The sequence below is a fragment of the Bradyrhizobium sp. Arg816 genome (assembly GCF_029989365.1).
Taxonomy (GTDB): domain Bacteria; phylum Pseudomonadota; class Alphaproteobacteria; order Rhizobiales; family Xanthobacteraceae; genus Bradyrhizobium.
In genome coordinates, this window is sequence record NZ_JAPRAQ010000013.1 from 58,956 (window position 1) to 80,808 (window position 21,853).

Below are 21,853 nucleotides of genomic sequence, written 5' to 3' on the forward strand. Positions count from 1 at the left end.
GTCATTGCGAGCGCAGCGAAGCAATCCAGAGTCCCTCTGCGGAGGCCGTCTGGATTGCTTCGTCGCTACGCTCCTCGCAATGACGAGCGGAGAGAGCCCCGGCCTCACGCCGGCTGCGGCGTCCTGATCTCGCGCGGCAGGATGATCGCGGCGGCGATCGCGAGCAGGCAGAGCGCGGCGAAGGCGTGCAGCATGGTGACGAAGCCGCCCTGCTCGTAGAGCCAGGCGACCAGGCCGACGGAGGCGCCCGCGGCGGTGAAGCCGATGAAATAGCGCACCGCATAGGCGCGCGAGCGCCATTCCTCGCTGGTGTACTTGCCAACCATGGCATCGTTCACCGTGACCTGCCCGAACGCACCCATGACGATGCCTATCGAGACCAGGATCAGCGGGAGATTGGACAGGCTCGCGGCGAGATACAGAAACGGCGCCAGCATGAAGGACAGCGGCAGCGCCACCGTCTTCAGCGAGTAGCGGTCGAGCAGCCGGCCGATCGTGTACTGCGTCATCGCGCCGAACACGTAGACGCAGGCGGCGATGACGCCGAGCAGCGCAGGGCTTTTCGTCAGGTCCGCAAGCCGTTCCGCGAACAGTTTTGGCAGCGCGACGGTCACGGCATTGAAGGTCGTCGAGATCGCGATCACGACGATCAGCAGCGACAGGATCACGCGCCACATGTCTTTCTTCGCCACGCGCGCTTGAGCTGCCGCCTGCTTCGAGCCCTTGCGGTCCTCGTGCACGACCATCATCGCAAAGGCGATGCCGATCAGGATGGTGACGACACCGGGCACGATGAAGGCAAAACGCCATCCGAGATACTGGCCGATCACGCCGGTGACCAGCGCGGACGACGCAACGCCGAGATTGCCCCAGACGCCGTTGATCCCCATCTCGCGGCCGAGCCGGTCGGCATAGGACACGATCATCGCGGTGCCGACGGGATGATAGATCGAGGCAAAAATGCCGATCGCGAACAGCGCCGCGCCGAGCTGTGCCGGGGTCTGCACGAAGCCGACCGAGATCATGGACGCACCGATGCCGACGAAGAAGATCAGCATCATGTGGCGGCGGCTCCAGCGGTCCCCGAGCCAGCCGGTGAGCAGCGAGCCCGCGCCGAAGGCGACGAAGCCCGGCGTCGCATAGGGCAGAAGTTCCGAATAGGCCATGCCGAGCGCCGGCCCCATGATGATCACGGCGGCGGCGAAGATCAGCATCGCATAATGGTCGATGAAATGGCCTGCGTTGACGAAACTGATCACCCGGCTGGGGCTGTTCATTCCGAATCCTCTCCTGCTCCGAAATGAGTTATATGTCCTGGGCATGACGGGATGCTGCCAATGACTGTCGTCGAAACGCCAATCCTCCGGGAGGTCCGGAGCAACCATCTCTCGCCCGCGGGCGTGCACCTCGTCGCACGCGACTATCCCAAGGGCATGCGGATCGATCCGCATATGCACCGCGAGTCACAACTCATCTACGCGGCCAGGGGGACGATGCAGGTGACGACGCCCGCGGGGCGCTGGCTGGTGCCGCCGGACCGCGCCGTCTGGGTGCCAGCGGGTCTCGAGCATGCCCTCGACCTGCTCGCCGACATCGAGATGCGCACGCTGTATTTCGACCTGCCCTGGCTGAAGCGCGAGCAGCGCTATGAGGGGCTCACCAAGGAATTCGTGGTGCGGGTGTCGTCGCTGCTCAACCAGGCGATCCTGGCACTGTTCGACGCACGCAACACCGAGGAACGCACAGAGCTGCTGGTCCGCCTGGTGATGCTGGAATTGCACCAGGCCGAGGATCCCGCGACCTTCGTGCCGCTGCCGCGTGAGCCGCGCTGCCGGCGCGCCGCGATGATCGTGCTGGACGATCCCACCGGCCTGCACGACATCGACACGCTGGCGCGCGAGGTCGGAACCTCCGCGCGTACGTTGTCGCGGCTATTTTCAACCGAGACTCAACTGAGCTTCAAGAGCTGGTGCCAGCGCGCAAGGGTTGCGGCGGCGATCCAGCGACTGTCGACCGACGCCAATGTGTCGGTGAAGCAGCTCGCCGCCCAGCTCGGCTATGCCAGCGTGCCGGCGTTTTCGGCAGCATTCCGTCAGGTGACGGGGCGGACGCCGACGGAGTTTGCGGGGAAGTAGGGTTGCTGCCGCACTCACGGTGTCGTCGCCCGGCTTGACCGGGCGACCCAGTATTCCAGAGACGGCCGTGATTGAACCGAGAGGCCGCGGCGTACTGGATGCCCCGGTCAAGCCGCGGCATGACGGCTTTGGTGGCACTCTCGGCCTTCGCGGGACATGACAGCTTTCCTGATGGCGCATGGCACCACGAAAGATACAAAATTCCTCCGCTTGATTGTGATCGGCTTCCGCCTAAATCCCGTGTAAGCTTCCGCAGCGCACAAACCGGAATCGAAAAGCCCAGATGGCCAACGCCTTCTTCTCAGACCTGCTCGCCACCATCTCCGATCGCGGCCGCACGCTGTTGCGCCGCGGGGATTCCGCCGACACCAAGCACGATGCCGAAGGCCTGATCGAGCTCTGCGGTGCGCTGCTGTCCGGTCGTGGCGAAGCTTCGGGCACTGCCATGGCGCGTGACGTGCTCGACATCTACCAGGAGTTGGATGCGGCAGGACGCCGCGCCTTCTTCGAAGCCCTGGTGCGCGATTTCGGCCCCGATCGCGAACGCCTGTCCAAGGCGATCGAAAAATGGCGCGCCAGGCCCAGTGACGAAGACGCAAGCTCGCTGCACTTCGCCTCCGAGCCGCGCCGGCAGGAGCTGATCCGCCGCCTCAACCGCGCGCCGGGCGGCACCGGCGATCTCGTCAACATGCGCGCCGATCTGCTCGGCATGATGAACGGCCACACCGATCTCGCCGCGCTCGATCGCGACGTCTCGCATCTTCTCTCGTCGTGGTTCAACAGGGGGTTTCTCGTGCTGCGCCGGATTGACTGGTCGACCCCGGCCAACATCCTCGAAAAAATCATCCGTTACGAAGCCGTGCACGAGATCAGCGATTGGGACGATCTGCGCCGCCGCATCGATCCGGTCGACCGGCGCTGCTACGCCTTCTTCCATCCGGCGATGGTGGACGAGCCCCTGATCTTCGTCGAGGTGGCGCTGACCGAGACGATCCCCGGTGCGATCGCGCCGCTGCTGGCGGTCGACCGCCAGCATCTGCCGATCGAGCGCGCGCGCACCGCAGTGTTCTATTCGATCTCCAACACCCAGCGCGGCCTTGGCGGCATCTCCTTCGGCAGCTTCCTGATCAAGCAGGTGGTGGAAGAGCTGCGCCGCGAGACGCCAAAACTCGACACCTTCGTGACGCTGTCGCCGGTGCCGGGCTTCATGCAATGGGTGAAGCAGGACAAGGACCTGCCGCTGTCGGACGAGGACCGCGAGATCCTGAAGCGCCTCGACGATCCCAAATGGTTCGAGAACCCCGAGACGACCACGCTGCTACGCTCCGTGATCGAGCCGCTCGCGGCCTATTACTTCCTGAAGGCGCGCACGCCGAAGGGCAAGCTGATCGATTCCGTCGCCCGCTTCCACCTCGGCAACGGCGCACGGCTCGAGCGCATCAACTGGCTCGGCGACCTCTCGCCGAAAGGCGCGCGCGAGTCCGCCGGCGTGATGGTCAACTACCTCTACCGCCTCGACGACATCGAGAAGAACCACGAAGCCTACGCCAATGACGGCGAGGTCGTGGCTTCGAGCGCGGTGAAGAAGCTGCTCAAGGGCGAGGGACGACGGCTGCTGGACATGCGGTTGTCGTAGGGGGACGGCCTCGGCCGCTTGCGTTGGTTCGCAGCCACAATCTCGGTGTCATCGCCCGGCCTTGACCGGGCGATCCAGTATTCCAGAGGCCGGCGTTGAAGCGCTCGCTCTCGCCACATTCGCCGCAGCGTACTGGATGCCCCGGTCAAGCCGGGGCATGACAGCGGAGAGCGTGGCGTGGCCGTCGCAACCCAAGCGCCCCCTATTCCGCCAGCGCCTTCATTTCCTTGTAGAGATCCGACTTGCCTTCGAAGCCGATGCCCGGCAAGTCGGGCATGGTGATGTGGCCGTTCTCGACGCGCACGCCATCCGGGAAGCCGCCGTAGGGCTGGAACAGGTCGGGATAGCTCTCGTTGCCGCCGAGGCCGAGGCCGGCGGCGATGTTGAGGGACATCTGGTGGCCGCCGTGCGGGATGCAGCGGCTCGGCGACCAGCCGTAGGTTTTCAGGACCTCCAACGTGCGCTGGTATTCGCACAGGCCATAGGACAGCGCACAGTCGAATTGCAGCCAGTCGCGATCCGGGCGCATGCCGCCGTAGCGGATGAGGTTGCGCGCGTCCTGGTGGCTGAACAGGTTTTCGCCTGTCGCCATCGGGCCGGGATAGAATTCGGCGAGCGCGGCCTGGAGCGCATAGTCGAGGGGATCGCCGACTTCCTCGTACCAGAACAGCGGATAGTCCCTCAGCATCTTGGCGTAGGCGATGCCGGTCTCGAGATCGAAGCGGCCATTGGCATCGACCGCGAGCTGCGCGTCCTTGCCGATCTCCTTCAGCACCGCCTCGATGCGGGTGCGGTCGTCTTCGATCGACGCGCCGCCGATCTTCATCTTCACGACGTTGTAGCCGCGATCGAGATAGCCGCGCATCTCGCCGCGCAGCATCGAGAGATCCTTGCCGGGATAATAATAGCCGCCGGCAGCGTAGACGAAGACGCGCGGATTGGCGGTCACGTCGTGCCGTTCGGCGAGCAGCCGGAACAGCGGCTTGCCTGCGATCTTCGCCACGGCGTCCCACACCGCCATGTCGATGGTGCCGACCGCGACCGAGCGCTCGCCATGGCCGCCCGGCTTCTCGTTGGTCATCATCGCGGCCCAGACCTTGTCGGGGTCGAGATTGTCACCGGCCGCATTCAGCAGCGACTTCGGATCGGCCTCCAGGATGCGCGAGGCAAAGCGCTCGCGGATCAGGCCGCCCTGCCCGTAGCGGCCGTTGGAGTTAAAGCCGTAGCCGACGACGCGCTTGCCGTCGCGAACGACGTCAGTGACGACGGCGACGAGGCTCGTCGTCATCTTGGTGAAGTCGATATAGGCGTTGCGGATCGGCGAAGAGATCGGCTTCGTGATCTCGCGGACGTCGACGATGCGGACGGACATGGGATTTGGCCTTTCACTTTCGTCATTGCGAGCGAAGCGAAGCAATCCAGACTGTCACCGCGGAAATGGTCTGGATTGCTTCGTCGCAAGGGCTCCTCGCAATGACGGGGAGAGAGCGTGCTCCTCGCAATGACGAGGAGAGACAATGCGGCGCGCTTACTTCTTATCCCTGAAATACGGCTCGACCGGACCATGCACCTTGATGGTCAGCGGATTGCCGTAGCGGTCCTTGGCGTTGCCGGCGGCGACGCGGACCCAGCCTTCGCTGATGCAATACTCCTCGACATTGGTCTTCTCGACACCCTTGAAGCGGATGCCGACGTCGCGCGAAAGAATATCCGCGTTGTAATACGGGCTGTTCGGGTCGACCGACAGGCGGTCCGGAAATTCGTCGCTCATGATTGTCTCGCTCATAACAGGGTCTCGATTTGCTGCCGCAATCCTTCGGGCCGGGCGGTCGGCGCGTAGCGTGCGATCACCTTGCCGGCACGGTCCACGAGGAATTTGGTGAAATTCCATTTGATGGAGGCGCCCAGCAGGCCGGATTGCTGGCGTTTCAGGTACTCATACAGAGGGTGCGCGTGGGCGCCGTTGACGTCGATCTTCTCGAACAGGGGAAAGGTGACGTCGTAGTTGGTCGAGCAGAATGCCTGGATCTCGCTCGCCTGCCCCGGCTCCTGCGCGCCGAACTGGTTGCAGGGAAAGCCGAGCACCGAGAAGCCGCGCGGTGAGAGGTCGCGATAGAGATCCTCCAGCCCGCGATATTGCGGCGTGAAGCCGCATTTGCTCGCAGTGTTGACGATCAGCAGCACCTGCCCTTCGAAACGGCGCATGGGCACTTCATCGCCGAGAAGCGAGTTGGCCTTGAAGTCGTAGATCACAGACATCGCTAACCCACGGGATCGATCGGCGACGGCGGCACGCCGCCCGCCTCGATCGCTTCGCCCGCGAGCAGACACAGATCCTCGCGATAGCGGCCGGACACGATGTGCACGCCGACCGGCGCCTTGCCGACCAGACCGGTGGAGACCACGAGGCCCGGCAGTCCCATGAACGGGGTCGCGATCTGCGGCATCTGCGCCTCCCAGACGCGTTCGAAAGACTCACTGTCCTTGCGGTCGAGATGATCCGGGAACGGCAACTCGCCGGACACCGGCGTGAGCACCACGGCATATTTTTCGAAGAACAGCATCCAGTCGCGGGTCAGCGTGGCGCGTCGCGTGAGCGCCTTGGCGTAGTCCGCCTGATCCATCGGCGTGACCTTGGCGCGATTGCCGCGCAGGCAAGCCAGCGCACCGGGATCGCCTTCGCGCTCAGCCATCTCAAGCTGCGCCTCATAGCCGTCGCCAAGCCAGAGTTTTCTCTGCCACTCGACCGCCTCGCGCATCGGCGGCGTGTTCTCGATGACCTCGACAGTCCAGCCGGCGCGCTCCAGCCGCTTGCCGGCGTCAGTCACGGCCGCCTTCACCTCCGGTTTGGTCGCAAGCCCGTCCGGGTTGAGGCAGAGCGCGGCGCGCTTCGGGCGCGTGGGGCCTTCCAGAGGGACCGGCACGAACCAGGGGTCGCGGATGTCGCGGGCTGACATGGCTTCGAGCGAGATCCTGAGATCGTTGACGGTGCGCGCCAGCGGGCCCGACACGGCCATGATCTGCGGCCCGATCGGACGCTCCGGCAGCGCCGGGTTGAAGGCGGGGATGCGGCCGAGCGTCGGGCGCAGGCCGTGCACGCCACAGGCATAGGCGGGATAGCGGATCGAGCCGGCGATGTCGGTGCCGTGGGCGATATGGCCGATGCCGGCCGCGACCGCCGAGCCGGCGCCGCCGGACGAGCCGCCCGGGGTCAGCGAGGCGTCGCGGGGGTTCTTGGTGTCGCCATGGACCAGATTGGTGGTGAACCAGCGATAGGAGAAGGCCGGGCAATTGGTGCGGCCAAGCAGAATGGCGCCGGATTTGCGGAAATTGGCGACCACCGGATTGTCCTCGCGCGCGATCAGGTCGCGCTGGAGTTTCAGGCCGTTGGTGGTGGCAAAGCCTTCCTGGTCGACATTGGCCTTGATGGTGACGGGCACGCCGGCGAGCACACCGGGATCTTCTCCCCGGGCGATGGCGGCATCGACGGCGTCAGCCTGCTTGAGCACGTCCTCCGGCCGGTGGTCGATCACCGCGTTGAGCTGGGGATTGACGGCGTCCAGGCGGGCCAAACCGGCCTTGGCCGCCTCCCGGGCGGAGACCTTTTTGGATTTGACGAGGGTCGCGAGGTCGGCGGCCGACAGGCGCCAGAGATCTTGCATGGCTTGCTCCGTTTAACCGGCGTCTTTTAGCGCCGGGAACGCGGCAAAGCCATGCGATTTTCCCGGGGAGGAAGAGCGGGTTTGGTGTCGGGTGGCGCGTCATTCTCCGTCATTGCGAACGCGATGAAGCAATCCAGAATCCCTCCGCGGAGACAGTCTGGATTGCTTCATCGCAAGGGCTCCTCGCAATGACGGGGGAGAGAGCGGAGGCCTCAATGCCTGGTCGCGGACTCGTCTGGCATGTCCAGCAGGGCCTCGGTGAAGGGGAATTCGAGCACGATCTCCCCGTCGTCGTCGGTCACCTCGATGACGGCCTCCATGAGCACCGGCTGGGCGCCCTCCGACTTCACCACCTCCAGGATCATCTGGCGGGCGACCTCCCAGGCGCGATCGGGGTTACGCAGGTCCTCTCCGTCGGGATCCACGATCAATTCGTCGCCGATGCGGGTGTTGAAGAAGTATCTGGGCATCACGAGGGTCCAAATTGGGAGGCCTGTACCGGATTGAAAGCTGCGCTGCACTCACAACTGCTTTATCAGGACAGGGTTCGCGACCGAATGCGCCCTGCGCAAGGCAGCATCACGGGAAGTGATGTTCCACCATCATTTTTCGCGGCGCAACATGACTTTCTCGGGAAGATTTCACTAGCGAACTTTTCCACTCGCATTACTTTAACCGTTGGGCGGATACGTCCGAATTCGTGAAATGGAGAGCCAAAATGGCCTGGAAAGCCCCGAAGATCGTCGAAGTGCCCTGTGGCATGGAAATCAACATGTATGTGAGCGCCACCCGCAAGTAAGCGGTTGGTGGTTTCTGCGCAGGTGGATCTTTTGGTCACGATCGGTTTCCGGAAGACACGAACTTTGTCGGCACCCGTGTCGGCCTGAGATCCACCTCGCGACGTTCCCTCCAGGAGACGTATTATGCTTCGCGTCGTCGTCCTGGGCGCCGGGGCCGGCGGCGGAGTCCCGCAATGGAATTGCGGGTGCGAGGGCTGCCGGGCGGCCCGTGAAAATGGCCATGAGCTTCAGAGAACCCAGGCCTCGGTCGCGTTCAGTGGCGACGGCGAGCATTGGTTCCTGATCAACGCCTCCCCCGATCTTCGCCAGCAAATGAATGCCGCGCCGCAGCTGCATCCCAAGGCCGGCGCGCTGCGCCATACGCCTGTTGCAGGCGTGATCCTGACCAACAGCGAGGTGGATGCGGTCGCGGGCCTGCTGTCGATGCGCGAGGGTTCGCCCTTCACGGTCTATGCGCATCAGAAGGTGCTGGCGATCCTGAAGAGCAACAGCATCTTCAACGTGCTGAACGAGAAGAACGTACAGCGCCAGCCGATCTCCATTCACGAGCCGTTCGAGCCGCGGCTGCCTGATGGTGCGCGCTCAGGGATAGAGGTGCTGCCCTTCGCGGTATCAGGCAAGTCGGCCTGGTATCTGGAAGGCAAGGCGCATCCCGGCGGCGAGACCGGCGACGGCGATACGCTGGGGCTCAAGATCACGGACAAATCAACCGGCAAGTGCTTCTACTTCATCGCCGCCTGCGCCGAGGTGACGGATGCGCTCAAGGCCGAGATCGATGGCGCAGCACTGGTGTTCTTTGACGGCACGGTCTGGCAGGATGACGAGATGATCAAGGCCGGGCTCGGCCACAAGACCGGCAAGAGCATGGGCCATGTCGCGATGTCCGGTCACGATGGCGCGATCGCGCGCCTCGCCGACCTCACTCTCGACAGGAAGATGTTTCTGCATATCAATAACTCGAACCCGGCGCTGCTGCCCGATACACCCGAGCGCAAAGCGCTCGAGGCCGCGGGCTGGCGGATACCCGCCGACGGAACGGAGATCGTGCTGTGAATGCCGCGTCCATGACTGGAATGACTGCGCTCTCTGTTGGCAAGGACATCAGGCTCAACTCGGCGGAGGAGCTGGAGGCGACGCTGCGCCATATCGGGGCGACGCGCTATCACAGCCTGCATCCGTTTCATAAGCTGCTGCACGGCGGCAAGCTGAACAAGGGCCAGGTGCAGGCCTGGGCGCTCAACCGCTACTATTACCAGAGCACGATCCCGATCAAGGACGCCGTGGTGATCTCGCGCTTCCGCGACCGCGCCACGCGGCTGGAATGGCGCCACCGCATCGAGGACCATGACGGCGACGTCGGCAGCGAGGGCGGCATCGAGCGCTGGCTGAAGCTGACCGAAGGCCTCGGGCTCGACACGGCCTATGTGGAATCGACCGAAGGCATCTTGCCGGCGACGCGCTTCGCGGTCGAAGCCTATGTCCATTACTGCCGCGAGAAGAGCCCGCTGGAGGCGATCGCCTCCTCGCTCACCGAATTGTTCGCGCCGAACCTGCACGAGGAGCGCATCTCCGGCATGCTGGAGCACTACGACTTCGTCAATCCCGACATCATGAGCTACTTCAAGCGGCGGCTGGCGCAGGCGCCGCGCGATGCCGGCTTCGCGCTCGACTACGTCAAGGCGCACGCCACGACGCCGGAGCAGCGCGCCTCCGTCTGCAACGCGCTGATCTTCAAGACCAACGTCTTGTGGGTGCAGCTCGACGCGCTCCAGCACGCCTATGTCGAGGGCCACATTCCGCCGGGCGCGTTCGTGCCCCAAGAAACCAAAAAGGCGAGCTGAGGGACAAGCGCAATGGCCGGGCCGCGGAACATCAGCGTCAGCGAGGCAAGCCGCCCGGTGCTGCCGCGGCATGCCAAGCTGAAATATGACGAGACGCGCAAGGTCTGGGTGATCCTGGCGCCGGAACGGGTACTGGCGCCCGACGAGATCGCGGTCGAGGTCTTGCAGCTCTGCGACGGCGAGCGCAATGTCGGGGACGTCGCCGACCAACTGGCCGCGAAATACGCCGCGCCGCGCGAGGCGATCCTGGCCGACGTCATCGTCATGCTCCAGGATCTCGCCGACAAGGGCTTCCTCACCGAGGCCCGGGAGAAGACGTCATGAGCGATGTGCTCCCGACCATCCCGCCTCACGCTAGCGACAGCCTCGCGGTGCTGGAGAAGAGCCGCTCGACCGCGGAGACGTTCGGCATTCCGCTCGCGGTGCTGCTCGAGATCACCCATCGCTGCCCGCTGCAATGCCCCTATTGCTCCAACCCGGTCGAGCTCGACCGCTCCGGCAAGGAGCTGACGACCGAGGAATGGAAGAAGGTCTTGAGCGAACTCGCCGAGATCGGCGTGCTCCAGGTCCATTTCTCCGGCGGCGAGCCGACCGCGCGGAAAGACCTCGTCGAGCTGGTCAAGCATGCCAGCGACGTCGGGCTCTACACCAATCTGATCACCTCGGCCGTGCTGCTGACGCGCGAGCGGCTGAGCGAGCTGGCGGATGCCGGGCTCTGCCATGTGCAGATCAGTTTCCAGGGCGTCGAGGAAGGTCTCGCCGATCGCGTCGCCGGCTACAAGAACGGGCACCGCAAGAAGCTCGAAGTCGCAAAATGGACCCGCGAGCTCGATCTGCCGCTCACTGTGAACGCGGTGATGCACCGGCAGAATTTGCACCAGCTCCCCGACATCATCCAGATGTCGATCGATCTCGATGCCGACAGGCTCGAGGTCGCCAATGTGCAGTATTACGGCTGGGCGCTGAAGAACCGCGCCGCGCTGATGCCGACCGTGGCGCAGCTCGACGAATGCACCCGCATCGTCGAGGAGGCGCGCGAGCGGCTGAAGGGCACGCTCGCGATCGACTACGTCGTTCCCGATTATTATGCGCTGCGGCCGAAGAAGTGCATGGGCGGCTGGGGCCGGCAGTTCTTCAATATCTCGCCCGCCGGCAAGGTGCTGCCCTGCCACGCCGCCGAGAGCATCACCGGGCTCGATTTCGAATCCGTGCGCTCCAACCATTCGATCGCCTGGATCTGGCAGAACTCGGATGCCTTCAACCGCTATCGCGGCACCGGCTGGATGAAGGAGCCGTGCAAATCCTGCGAATTCCGCGAGATCGATTTCGGCGGCTGCCGCTGCCAGGCCTTTGCGCTGACGGGCGACGCCGCCAACACCGATCCGGCCTGCGCGCTGTCGCCGCTGCACGAGACCATCTTCAAGCAGGCCGAGCGCGAGGCCGAGGGCGAGACCAACCGCTTCCTCTATCGCAATTTCGCCGGCGGCACTCTGGAATCCGGGAATGATTCCTGACGCCGACGCAGGCACAGCCGCAAAACGTGCCGATCCCTTCGCGCCGCTGACCTCCGACATGCTCGACGTCGGCGACGGCCACGAGCTCTATGTCGAGAGCATCGGCCGCGCCGACGGAATCCCTGCGATCTACCTGCATGGCGGCCCCGGCAGCGGTTGCCAGCCGGATCATCGGCGGCTGTTCGATCCCGATCGCTTCTGCGCCGTGCTGTTCGACCAGCGCGGCTGCGGTCGCAGCCGTCCGAAGGGATCGCGCGAAAACAACACGACGGCGCATCTGATCGCGGACATGGAGAAGATCCGCGAGAAATTCGGCTTCGACCGCTGGATGGTGGTCGGCGGCTCCTGGGGGGCGACGCTGGCGCTGGCCTATGCCGAGGCGCATCCCGAGCGCGTCTCCGGCATTGCGCTCCGCGCAACCTTCCTGGGCACCCGCGCCGAGGTCGAAACCGCTTTCACATCGCGCCTGTCGCAATTCTATCCAGCGCTCTACGAGGATTTTCTCAGCGTGCTGCCGCCCGATGAGCGCGCACACCCGGTGGACGCCTATTGGCGCCGCATCCTCGATGCCGATCCGGCCGTGCATGGTCCCGTCGCGCGGGCCTGGCACGACACCGAGCGCGCTCTGTCTGAGCACAAGGCGGCCAAGACGCGGCTGGACCTCGCATCGCTGAACGTGTGGCGCACGCTGCCCGCGACGCCGTTCATGGAGGCCCATTATTTCGTCCACGACAGCTTCATGACGGAAAACCAGTTGTTGCGAAGCGCGGACCGTCTGTCCGGCATTCCCGGCATCATCGTGCAGGGCCGCTACGATCTGTTGTGCCCTCCTGAGACATCCGACCGGCTTGCGAAAGTATGGCCCGGTTCCGAGATTCGGATCGTGGAAGAAGCCGGACATTCGCTCTATGATGCCGGCGTGCGGGACGCGGTCATGAGGTCGATCGCCGATCTCGCGTCGAAGATCTCGCGCTAGATCCATCTCCTCATCCTGAGGAGCGCTCCGCAGGAGCGCGTCTCGAAGGATAAGGCCGAGATGTAGCAGCGGGGCCTTCATGGTTCGAGACGGCGCTTGCGCGCCTCCTCACCATGAGGGGATAGCATGGGAAGGACAAGAACAATGCCGCTCGCCGGGCAAGGCATGCTGCTGACGTCGATGAACATCGAGGTTCCAGATGAGGCCGATTTCAACCGCTGGTACGATCGCGAGCATCTGGAAGAGCGCGTCGCGATCGAGGGTTTCCTGGAGGCGCGGCGCTATGTCGCGCATGCCGCCAACCCCAAATATCTCTCGCTGTACTCGACCGCGACGCTCGACGTGCTCGACAGTCCCGCCTACCGGGCTCGCCTCGCCAACCAGACCGAATGGTCGCGCCGGACCATGGCGCATTTCAAGAACATGCTGCGCGTCGTCGCGCGCATCACCATCAGCAAGGGCACCGGTCGCGGTGCTGCGCTCGGTGTGGTGCGGCTGCGGCCGAGCGCCGACAATGCCGGGACATGGCGTGATGCACTGCACGAAAAGCTGACGCCCGGGGAGCGCGAGGGCATCATCTCGATGCATCTGCTCGAAAGCGAGCCGGAATTGTCGGGCGCGACGGCCGACATTCCGGCGGTGCGCAATGAGGGCGCGCGCGACTGGTTCGTGCTGATCGACGGCACGCATGTCGGCGCGGTCTCCGCTGTCATTGCCGAACGCTTCACCGGCCCCGCCGCATCGCCCTTCCCGCTTCCCGTCTCCGTCGGCACTTACAGCCTGATGTGGGATCTCGCGAAGAGCGATATCGCGCGCAGCTAGCGGCCATCCGCAACGCAACATATTGCACCGCACGCATCATGCGTGCGGCCGTTAATGCTGGGCGCGCGCAGCACCTATGAAAGCAGGTGATCGGGCAAATTTGCCGTTGTACTTCGGAACGGTTCTAATAAGCTAACCCAATGACGTCATTCATAAACCAGATCGACGCGCATTAGCGTTCGCGAAGCTCAAGAAAAGGCCGCCGGGTCTTTGGGCCTGTGCGGACAGGGTAGGAATGAAACCGACCGATATCGCGGCCCCCGACTACTTTCACAAAGTGGTCGATTGCCAGTGGGCCTGTCCTGCACACACCCCGGTTCCCGAATACATCCGACTGATCGCACAAGGCCGCTACAGCGACGCCTACATGATCAATTGGAAATCGAACGTGTTCCCCGGAATTCTGGGACGCACCTGCGATCGTCCATGCGAGCCGGCGTGCCGTCGCGGACGCGTCGAGGAGACGCCGGTGGCGATCTGCCGCCTCAAGCGCGTCGCCGCTGATTTCAAGGACGACATCAGGCAGCGCCTGCCGCGCCCCTCGCCGAAGAACGGCAAGCGCGTTGCGTTCGTCGGCGGTGGGCCCGCCTCGCTGACGGTCGCGCGTGATCTTGCCCCGCTCGGCTATCACTGCACCGTGTTCGACGGCGATCCCGAGGCCGGCGGCATGATGCGCACCCAAATCCCGAAATTCCGCCTGCCCAATTCGGTCATCGACGAGGAGACCGGCTACATCCTGGGTCTCGGCGTCGAGTTCAAAGGCGGTCATCGCATCGAGAGCATGAAAGCGCTGCTCGCGGAGAAATACGACGCGATCTTCGTCGGCTCCGGCGCGCCGCGCGGACGCGAGCTCGACGTTCCCGGCCGGAAAGAGGCTGCCGCCAACATCCATATCGGCATCGACTGGCTGTCCTCGGTGTCGTTCGGCCATATCGACAAGATCGGCAGGCGCGTGATCGTGCTCGGCGGCGGCAACACCGCGATGGATTGCTGCCGCACCGCGCGCCGCCTCGGCGGCGCAGACGTGAAAGTCATTGTGCGCTCCGGCTTCGAGGAGATGAAGGCCTCGCCCTGGGAGAAGGAAGACGCGATCCACGAGGACATCCCGATCCTCAACTACATGGTGCCGGTGGCATTCAAGCATGTCGCCGGCAAGCTCATCGGCGTCACCTTCCAGCACGTCAAAGCCGAATACGACGCCAAAGGCCGCCGCAATCTGGTGCCTTCGGGCGACCCCGATCAGACCATTCCCTGCGACGACGTGCTGGTCGCGGTCGGCCAGGAAAACGCCTTCCCCTGGATCGAGCAGGATTGCGGCATCGAGTTCGACAAATGGCACATGCCGAAGGTCGATCCGAAGACCTTCGTCTCGACCAATCCGAAAGTGTTCTTCGGTGGCGACGCCGCGTTCGGCCCGAAGAACATCATCTGGGCCGTGGCGCAGGGACACGACGCCGCGCTGTCGATCCACAAGATGCTCTCGGGCGATGACATCACCGAACGGCCGCTGCCGGAGGTGCACATCTCCTCGCAGAAGATGGGCATCCACGAATGGAGCTATGACAACGACATCTCCAACGACAAGCGCTTCAAGGTGCCGCATCGCGACAAGGTGATTGCGCTGAAGGACATCCGTACCGAGGTCGAGCTCGGCTACGACGTCAAGCTGGCGCTGGGCGAAGCCGAACGCTGCCTGAACTGCGACGTCCAGACCGTGTTCTCGACCTCGCTCTGCATCGAATGCGATGCCTGCGTCGACATCTGCCCGATGGATTGCATCACTTTCACGCAAAATGGCGAGGAAGACGATCTGCGCCAGCGCCTGAAGGCGCCGTCGCCGCATCCGGACCAGGACCTCTACGTGTCCAGCGATCTCAAGACCGGGCGCGTGATGGTCAAGGACGAGGATGTCTGCCTGCATTGTGGGCTGTGCGCCGAGCGTTGTCCCACCGGAGCCTGGGACATGCAGAAATATTTCATCGAGATGACTCACGCAGGTTCGACATGTCCGACAAAAAGCCGCTCAGCAGCGTAAACGACTTCGTCGTCCGCTTCGCCAACGTCAACGGCTCGGGCTCGGCCAGCGCCAACGAGATGTTCGCGCGCGCGATCCTGCGCCACGGCGTTCCGGTCTCCCCCCGCAACATCTTCCCCTCCAACATCCAGGGCCTGCCGACCTGGTACGAGGTGCGGGTGACGGAAGACGGCCATCTCGGCGCCCGTGGCGGCGTCGACCTGATGGTGGCGATGAATCCGCAGACCTGGGACAAGGACGTCGCCGGCATCGAGCCCGGCGGCTATCTATTCTACGATTCCACCAAGCCGATGCCGTCGACCAAATTCCGCGACGACATCACCGTGATCGGCGTGCCGCTCACCGCGATCACCAACTCGACCTACACCGATCCGCGCCAGCGCCAGCTGTTCAAGAACATCATCTATCTGGGCAGCCTCTCGGCGCTGCTCGACATGGATCCGAAGCTGATCGAGCAGCTGATCGGCGAGCAATACAAGGGCAAGGAGAAGCTGCTCTCCTCCAACGTTCACGCGCTGCATCTTGGCCGTGACTGGGCGCTGCAGAACCTGAAATGCCCGATCGGGCTGCGGGTGAAGAAATCCGACAAGGTCGGCGACCGCATCTTCATCGAGGGCAACAGCGCCGCCGCGCTCGGCGCGGTCTATGGCGGCGCCACCGTGTGCGCCTGGTATCCGATCACGCCGTCCTCGTCGGTGGCGGAAGCTTTCACCGCCCACTGCAAGAAGTACCGGCACGACCCTGAAACCGGCAAGGCGAAATACGCCATCGTGCAGGGCGAGGACGAGCTGGCTTCGATCGGTATCGTCATCGGCGCCTCCTGGAACGGCGCCCGCGCCTTCACTGCGACCTCCGGCCCCGGCATCTCCTTGATGACCGAGTTCATCGGCCTCTCCTATTTCGCGGAGATCCCGGCCGTGATCATGAACATCCAGCGCGCCGGTCCCTCGACCGGCATGCCGACCCGCACCCAGCAATGCGACATTATCGCCTGCGCCTATGCCTCGCATGGCGACACCAAGCACGTGCTGCTGTTCCCAGAAGATCCGGCCGAGGCCTTCGAGTTCGCGGCGGCCGCATTCGATCTTGCCGAACGGCTCCAGACCACGATCTTCCTGATGCTCGACCTCGACATCGGGATGAACCACCGTCTATGCCGCCCGCTGAAATGGGATGACGCGAAACAGTATGACCGCGGCAAGGTGATGACCACGGAGATGCTGGAGGAAGGTCGCGACTTCGGCCGTTATCTCGACGTCGACGGTGACGGCATTCCCTACCGCACCTATCCCGGCACGCATCCGACCAAGGGCTCCTATTTCACCCGCGGCACTTCGCGCGATCGCTATGCGCGTTACTCCGAGGAAGGCTCGGTCTATGCCGACAACATGCAGCGCCTGGTGCGCAAGTTCGAGACCGCGCAGGACCTGGTCCCGCGCCCGCTCCAGGCCAACGCGGAACGGCCGACCAAATATGGCGTGATCTATTTCGGCTCGACCTCGCCCGCGATGGACGAGGCGATCGGCCTGCTGGAGGCGCGCGGACATCAGCTCGACCGCCTGCGCATCCGCGCCTTCCCGTTCCACTCGAGCGTGGCGAGCTTCCTCGCCGAGCACGACTTCGTCTACGTGGTCGAACAGAACCGCGACGCCCAGCTCCGCCAGCTCATCGTCAACGAGAACGGCATCGACCCGGTGCGCCTCGTGCCGATCGTGCATTATGACGGCACCCCGATCACCGCCCGCTACATCGCAAAAGCCATTGGCGACCACCAGGATCACCTCAAGGTGACCCCGCTCCGCAAGGCCGTGTCATGACCTATATTGCCAAGCCGAAATTCCATCATCCGGGCCTCAAGAAGAACGAGCTCGGCTACACGCACCGCGACTACGAGGGCAAGATCTCGACGCTGTGCGCCGGCTGCGGCCATGACTCGATCACGGCCTCGATCATCGAAGCCTGTTACGAGCTCTCGATCGAACCGCACCGGGTGGCAAAAATCTCGGGCATCGGCTGCTCGTCGAAGACGCCAGACTACTTTCTAGGCAATTCGCACGGCTTCAACTCCGTGCACGGCCGCATGCCCAGCGTGCTCACAGGCGCCAACCTCGCCAATCGCGACCTGATCTATCTCGGCGTCTCCGGCGACGGCGATTCCGCCTCGATCGGCTTCGGCCAGTTCGCGCATTCGATCCGGCGCGGCGTCAACATGACCTATATCGTCGAGAACAACGGCGTCTATGGCCTGACCAAGGGCCAGTTCTCGGCGACCGCCGACCGCGGCTCGAAGTCCAAGAAAGGCGTCACCAACACCGACAACGCGATCGACCTCGTCGCGATCGCGCTACAGCTAGGGGCCACCTTCGTTGCGCGCTCGTTCTCCGGCGACAAGAGCCAGCTGGTGCCGCTGATCGCGGCCGCGATCGGCCACAGGGGCGCATCCTTCATCGACGTCATCAGCCCCTGCATCGCCTTCAACAACCACGCCGGCTCGACCAAGAGCTTCGACTATGTGCGCGAGCACAATGACGCCGTGAACCGGCTCGACGTGCTGGTCGGCCGCGATCCCATCGCCGTCGAATACGCGCCGGGAACGGTGCAGGTTGTCGAACAGCACGACGGCAGCAAGATCGCGCTGCGCAAAATCGACGCGGATTACGACCCGCACGACCGCCTCGGCGCCCAGACCTTCCTCCAGAAGCACGCCGCCAAGGGCCAGATCGTCACCGGCCTGCTCTACGTCGATCCCGATGCGGAAGACCTGCACACGCATCTCAACACGGTCGAGACGCCGCTCAATACGCTGGAGGCGGACACGCTGTGCCCGGGCTCGGCTGCGCTGGACAAGTTCAACGCCAGCCTGCGGTGATCGATCACTCGTCATTGCGAGCGCAGCGAAGCAATCCAGAATCTTTCCGCGGCAAGAGTCTGGATTGCTTCGCTACGCTCGCAATGACGCCGGAGATGGTTCGCATACCGAAGCCAACGTCGATTCGTTCAGACCGGCTAGCGCGCTGAAGCGGGCTGCCTGACACGTATGGTGATCTTGTCCGATACGACAGGCGGCTCGAACGGATAGTGCTTCGCGTCGCCCAGCACCAATTGCAGCGTGTGCGTCCCGGGTGGAAGTTCGAGCTGGGTTTCGGTCTGCCCCGCCCCAAAGTGCAGATGCGACTTGTCCTGCGGGATTGGCTCCTTGGGATCGATGGGATCGTTGACGTCGACCAGCAAATGATGATGGCCGGCGTTCTGGTACTCGTCGCCGGCGTGCGTCACGCCCATGTTGCGCAAGCCGAACCGGACCCAGAACGCGCCGCGAACCTTCTGCCCGTCACGCGGGGTGATGAAATAAAGCTTGGTGTCCTTGGGAGCGGTCTTGCCCTGCGGATAGGCGACGCCTGGGAGCAATGCGAGCGCCATCGCCAGGGCGGCGCAACGAATGATCTGCATCGAAATGGCTCCACCACCTAAGGACTTAGAGCAACGCGGAATCCATGCGTCGGATAACGAACATTGGTATCGTAGCCATCGCGGTTGGACGGCCTCACGTATCTCGAATCGTTCTTCCATGAACCCGAGCGCAGCACATGCGACGAGCAGTCCCCGCCGGACCATGCCGAGCCGTCACCGGGTGCGCCCTGATAGGTCCTGCGCCAGCAGTCCTCAACCCACTGATCGACACCGCCGCCCATGTCGTGGAGGCCGAACGGATTCGGCTTGAAGCTGCCGACCTTCGCCGGCTGCTCGACCGCGAGGTCACCGCAATCCTTGCATCCCGCCATACCCGGCTGGAGCTTGTCGCCCCACCAATATTTCGTCTGCGTCCCGCCGCGCGCGGCGTATTCCCATTCGGCTTCGCTCGGAAGCCGATACGACTTCTTCGTGGTCCGCGCGAGCCAGGCCGCATATTGCTGCGCGTCGGTCCAGCTCACATTGCTGATCGGCGCATCGTCCTTGCCGATGGCGGTGAAGCCGCACGCCTTTGCAGCCGCGCATTCGTTCCATTCCCGCACGGTCACCGGATATTTGCCGATCGAGAACGGCTTGACCGTGACCTGGTGGACGGGACGTTCGGTCGGGTCGTCATTGCTGCCCATCGCGAAGCTGCCGCCGCGAATGGCGATCATCTCGGGTTCGCGGAACGGCGTGGCCGATGGGCTTGGTGCTGGACTTGACGTCGAAGCACTTGGCGCCGAAGCACTTGAAGCCGAAGCACTTGGCGCCGGAGCACTTGAAGCCGAAGCACTTGCCGCCGGAGCGGGCGATGGAGACGGTGCCGCCAATGAAGGAGACGGCTGCGGCGTTTGCGTCGCTGCTTCTCGCGGTGCAGGTTGCGGGCTCGGTGATGCGACCGGAGCAACAGTCGGCGCGGCGGCCTGCTCCTTCACCCTGCCCGACGGCTGCGCCAGCAGATACCACAGCACACCGGAAGCGATCACGAGGAGCGTGACGCCCAGAAGGAAGATCAGGGTATTCTCGCGCCGGCCTCGCGTCCTCCCGACCGCATCTGCGTCCGGCAGCACGCGATAGACGCGCACCGGATCGGTGATGTTCTTGACCTTGCGATCGCCGAGCGACTCATAGCCGCACACCACCTTGTGCTTGATCTGCTCGTAGATCGCGCCGGAGATATAGACCTGACCGGGCTCGGCGATACCCTCGATGCGCGTCGCGATGTTGACGCCATCGCCGTAGATATCGTCCGGCTCCACGATGACGTCGCCAAGATTGACGCCAATCCGATATTCGATCCGGGAGTCCTTCGGAAGCGAAGCGTTGCGCCCGACGAGATTCTGCTGAATGACGATGCTGCAGCGAACGGCCTCGACGGGACTGTCGAAGATCGCGATGAAGCCGTCTCCCGTCGTCTTCACCAACGCCCCGTGGTGTTCGACGATGCTGGGCTGGATGAGATCCCGCTCGATCCGCTTGACGCGAACATGCGTGCCTTCCTCGTCGGCCTGCATCAAGCGGCTGTAGGAGGCGATGTCACCAACGATGATTGCGGCGAGACGACGAGGCATCGAGCCGTGTGGCGGCGGCTCGTCATGATTTCCGGATCTGAAGTTACGAATCTCGCCCATCGCGGGAACTCCACAAACGCGGGTGAGCTTACGACGTCGAATTTCAGCTGTCTGTGAAGACTATCACATTGATGATCCGCGACAATCTCGTAGAAATCAGCGGCGCCGAGTTCCCGGGCAGAATCGCCGCAAGGATTGAACCTTCTCGGACCGACAGCGGACTAAGGCTTGCGCGACGACCCTGCAGCGCCGCCGATGCCTGATTCGACCGCCGCTGCGATGCGCGGCATTTTTCCCGATGCCGGCGATGCCTCGGCGGCTTCAGCTGACAGCCTCGGGCTCCGGTTCAGGCTCCGGCACGGAGTGCTCCGAAGCGACCGGTCGTCCGGCCCCCCAATATTGCTTGCAGGTCTCGAGCAATGTCTTGACGTCCATGGTCAGGCCGCCCGCATTGACGATCACGCCGTCAGCGCCAAGCGTCTTGTTCATCAGCGACAAGGCACGCCTCAGGAAGCCCCCGGAGAATCGCCCGGCGACAAGGGGATCGACCTTGAGCACCACGAACTTCTGCACGCGCTGCTCCCAGATCTGTATCTTCCGCACGGAGCTCCAGGCGATGGTCTCGTCGGCGAGCCTGGTGTCGCGAATGCCGACGCGGCTGATGAAGACGACCGGCGACCTGGCGGAGATCAACCTCCAGAGCATCCTGAAGGTCGCGAGGCCGAAAAACACCGCTCCGACATAGCAGGCGGCGACCTCGAACGTGGTGATGTTCTTGCCTTGCTGCCACATGAATGCGAGCGCAGCACAGAGCAGCGTCAGCAGCAGACAGGCGCCGAAAGACATCAGCAGCCGTCCCCGGGAATAGCCGATCGTAATGTTGGGCAAGTTCTGACCTACGGACATGTTCGACCGCCACCAGCCTTTTGCGACAACCCAGGGTTTACGAACGCCCCGTCTTCCAAGTCATTAGGACTGGAACCTTGCGCGAGGCTCCCCACGGGAAGGCAAGGCATCGGCACTTGAACGCGTGGCGTTCGGCTTGCGACTAACCGCCAGTCGGCTCCCACCGTCCTCCGATGCGAGCCAGCAATGGTTCACGCGCCGGGTGCGATCATGACAAGTCGGCGATCGTACGGCTGGCGCAGGGGCCGCCGATGAAGGCGTTTCACCGGGCGCAGGCCAATCCCGACGTCGGCAAGCGCGTCGGCGATTTCTCCAGGGAAGGTGTCGAGCTCGCGGCGTGCGCCAACACCACGAAGGCGCAGAACGTCACGCTGGCGGGTTTGCTGCCGGGCTTCGTCAGCGCGGAGAAAGGCGGCGTGGTCCGCTTGGCCGAGCTCCAGTCGCAGGGTTATCTCTACCTGCGGCCTTAGGCACTGCGCGCGGCGCCGCCACATTCTCCGTC

At 63.9% G+C, this 21,853-nt stretch carries 21 protein-coding genes and 1 pseudogene; 13 read left to right on the forward strand and 9 right to left on the reverse strand.

Annotation, left to right across the window (positions count from 1 at the left end):
- Positions 1-104 precede the first annotated feature (104 nt).
- Positions 105-1,277, reverse strand: a complete 1,173-nt coding sequence (locus tag OWC48_RS28065) for an MFS transporter (protein WP_282522895.1) — start codon at positions 1,275-1,277, stop codon at positions 105-107.
- A 51-nt stretch (positions 1,278-1,328) separates the two neighbouring features.
- Here OWC48_RS28065 and OWC48_RS28070 point away from each other — a divergent pair, with 51 nt between their 5' ends.
- Both OWC48_RS28070 and OWC48_RS28075 read left to right on the forward strand, forming a co-directional pair.
- Positions 1,329-2,135: an AraC family transcriptional regulator gene (locus tag OWC48_RS28070; RefSeq protein WP_404979822.1), complete on the forward strand. Its 807-nt coding sequence runs from the start codon at positions 1,329-1,331 to the stop codon at positions 2,133-2,135.
- 283 nt (positions 2,136-2,418) lie between these two features.
- Positions 2,419-3,771, forward strand: coding sequence for a malonyl-CoA decarboxylase (locus tag OWC48_RS28075; protein ID WP_282522897.1), 1,353 nt, complete (start codon positions 2,419-2,421; stop codon positions 3,769-3,771).
- A gap of 202 nt (positions 3,772-3,973) precedes the next feature.
- On the opposite strand, the gene tarD is transcribed toward OWC48_RS28075, so the two are convergent.
- From tarD to OWC48_RS28100, 5 genes are all read right to left on the reverse strand, one after another.
- Positions 3,974-5,143, reverse strand: coding sequence for a D(-)-tartrate dehydratase (tarD, locus tag OWC48_RS28080; RefSeq protein ID WP_282522898.1), 1,170 nt, complete (start codon positions 5,141-5,143; stop codon positions 3,974-3,976).
- 156 nt (positions 5,144-5,299) lie between these two features.
- Complete coding sequence (locus OWC48_RS28085) at positions 5,300-5,557, reverse strand: DUF3297 family protein (protein WP_282522899.1); 258 nt, start codon at positions 5,555-5,557, stop codon at positions 5,300-5,302.
- The gene (locus OWC48_RS28090) at positions 5,554-6,030 is read right to left on the reverse strand and encodes a glutathione peroxidase (protein WP_282522900.1); all 477 of its coding nucleotides are present in this window, start codon (positions 6,028-6,030) and stop codon (positions 5,554-5,556) included. Before OWC48_RS28090 ends, OWC48_RS28085 begins: the two co-directional genes overlap by 4 nt.
- Positions 6,031-6,032: 2 nt before the next feature.
- Entirely contained in the window at positions 6,033-7,433 is a 1,401-nt protein-coding gene (locus OWC48_RS28095) for an amidase family protein (protein WP_282522901.1), read from the reverse strand.
- A 212-nt stretch (positions 7,434-7,645) separates the two neighbouring features.
- A complete protein-coding gene (locus tag OWC48_RS28100; protein ID WP_282522902.1) occupies positions 7,646-7,903 on the reverse strand; it encodes a DUF6894 family protein in 258 nt (85 codons plus the stop codon).
- 248 nt (positions 7,904-8,151) lie between these two features.
- On the opposite strand from OWC48_RS28100, the gene pqqA reads away from it, so the two are divergent.
- From pqqA to OWC48_RS28150, 10 genes are all read left to right on the forward strand, one after another.
- The gene (pqqA, locus tag OWC48_RS28105; RefSeq protein WP_007595659.1) at positions 8,152-8,232 is read left to right on the forward strand and encodes a pyrroloquinoline quinone precursor peptide PqqA; all 81 of its coding nucleotides are present in this window, start codon (positions 8,152-8,154) and stop codon (positions 8,230-8,232) included.
- 124 nt (positions 8,233-8,356) lie between these two features.
- Positions 8,357-9,286: a pyrroloquinoline quinone biosynthesis protein PqqB gene (gene pqqB / locus OWC48_RS28110; protein ID WP_282522903.1), complete on the forward strand. Its 930-nt coding sequence runs from the start codon at positions 8,357-8,359 to the stop codon at positions 9,284-9,286.
- Positions 9,287-9,306: 20 nt separating this feature from the next.
- Positions 9,307-10,074 carry a pyrroloquinoline-quinone synthase PqqC gene (gene pqqC / locus OWC48_RS28115; protein ID WP_306664525.1) on the forward strand — a complete coding sequence of 256 codons (768 nt, stop codon included), beginning with the start codon at positions 9,307-9,309 and terminating at the stop codon, positions 10,072-10,074.
- Between the two features lie 12 nt (positions 10,075-10,086).
- A complete protein-coding gene (gene pqqD / locus OWC48_RS28120) occupies positions 10,087-10,398 on the forward strand; it encodes a pyrroloquinoline quinone biosynthesis peptide chaperone PqqD (protein ID WP_028147039.1) in 312 nt (103 codons plus the stop codon).
- Positions 10,395-11,588 (forward strand): pyrroloquinoline quinone biosynthesis protein PqqE, encoded by a 1,194-nt coding sequence (gene pqqE / locus OWC48_RS28125; protein WP_282522905.1) that lies wholly within the window; start codon positions 10,395-10,397, stop codon positions 11,586-11,588. Before pqqD ends, pqqE begins: the two co-directional genes overlap by 4 nt.
- Positions 11,578-12,564, forward strand: coding sequence for a prolyl aminopeptidase (gene pip / locus OWC48_RS28130; RefSeq protein ID WP_282522906.1), 987 nt, complete (start codon positions 11,578-11,580; stop codon positions 12,562-12,564). Before pqqE ends, pip begins: the two co-directional genes overlap by 11 nt.
- 144 nt (positions 12,565-12,708) lie before the next feature.
- Positions 12,709-13,386, forward strand: a complete 678-nt coding sequence (locus OWC48_RS28135; RefSeq protein ID WP_282522907.1) for a DUF4286 family protein — start codon at positions 12,709-12,711, stop codon at positions 13,384-13,386.
- 235 nt (positions 13,387-13,621) lie between these two features.
- Positions 13,622-15,421, forward strand: coding sequence for an FAD-dependent oxidoreductase (locus tag OWC48_RS28140; protein WP_282522908.1), 1,800 nt, complete (start codon positions 13,622-13,624; stop codon positions 15,419-15,421).
- Positions 15,391-17,238, forward strand: a complete 1,848-nt coding sequence (locus tag OWC48_RS28145) for a 2-oxoacid:acceptor oxidoreductase subunit alpha (protein ID WP_282522909.1) — start codon at positions 15,391-15,393, stop codon at positions 17,236-17,238. The genes OWC48_RS28140 and OWC48_RS28145 overlap by 31 nt, the downstream gene beginning before the upstream one ends.
- Complete coding sequence (locus OWC48_RS28150) at positions 17,235-18,290, forward strand: 2-oxoacid:ferredoxin oxidoreductase subunit beta (RefSeq protein ID WP_282522910.1); 1,056 nt, start codon at positions 17,235-17,237, stop codon at positions 18,288-18,290. Before OWC48_RS28145 ends, OWC48_RS28150 begins: the two co-directional genes overlap by 4 nt.
- 137 nt (positions 18,291-18,427) lie before the next feature.
- Here OWC48_RS28150 and OWC48_RS28155 read toward each other — a convergent pair whose 3' ends face one another.
- The 3 genes from OWC48_RS28155 to OWC48_RS28165 all read right to left on the reverse strand — a co-directional run bounded on the left by OWC48_RS28155 (position 18,428) and on the right by OWC48_RS28165 (position 21,351).
- Complete coding sequence (locus tag OWC48_RS28155; protein ID WP_282522911.1) at positions 18,428-18,871, reverse strand: DUF4399 domain-containing protein; 444 nt, start codon at positions 18,869-18,871, stop codon at positions 18,428-18,430.
- Between the two features lie 17 nt (positions 18,872-18,888).
- The gene (locus tag OWC48_RS28160; protein ID WP_282522912.1) at positions 18,889-20,505 is read right to left on the reverse strand and encodes an SUMF1/EgtB/PvdO family nonheme iron enzyme; all 1,617 of its coding nucleotides are present in this window, start codon (positions 20,503-20,505) and stop codon (positions 18,889-18,891) included.
- Positions 20,506-20,766: 261 nt separating this feature from the next.
- The gene (locus tag OWC48_RS28165; protein WP_282522913.1) at positions 20,767-21,351 is read right to left on the reverse strand and encodes an STM3941 family protein; all 585 of its coding nucleotides are present in this window, start codon (positions 21,349-21,351) and stop codon (positions 20,767-20,769) included.
- A gap of 242 nt (positions 21,352-21,593) precedes the next feature.
- Between OWC48_RS28165 and OWC48_RS28170 the strand changes: the two are divergent.
- A pseudogene (locus OWC48_RS28170) lies at positions 21,594-21,821 on the forward strand (hypothetical protein); the annotation flags it as partial.
- Positions 21,822-21,853 lie beyond the last annotated feature (32 nt).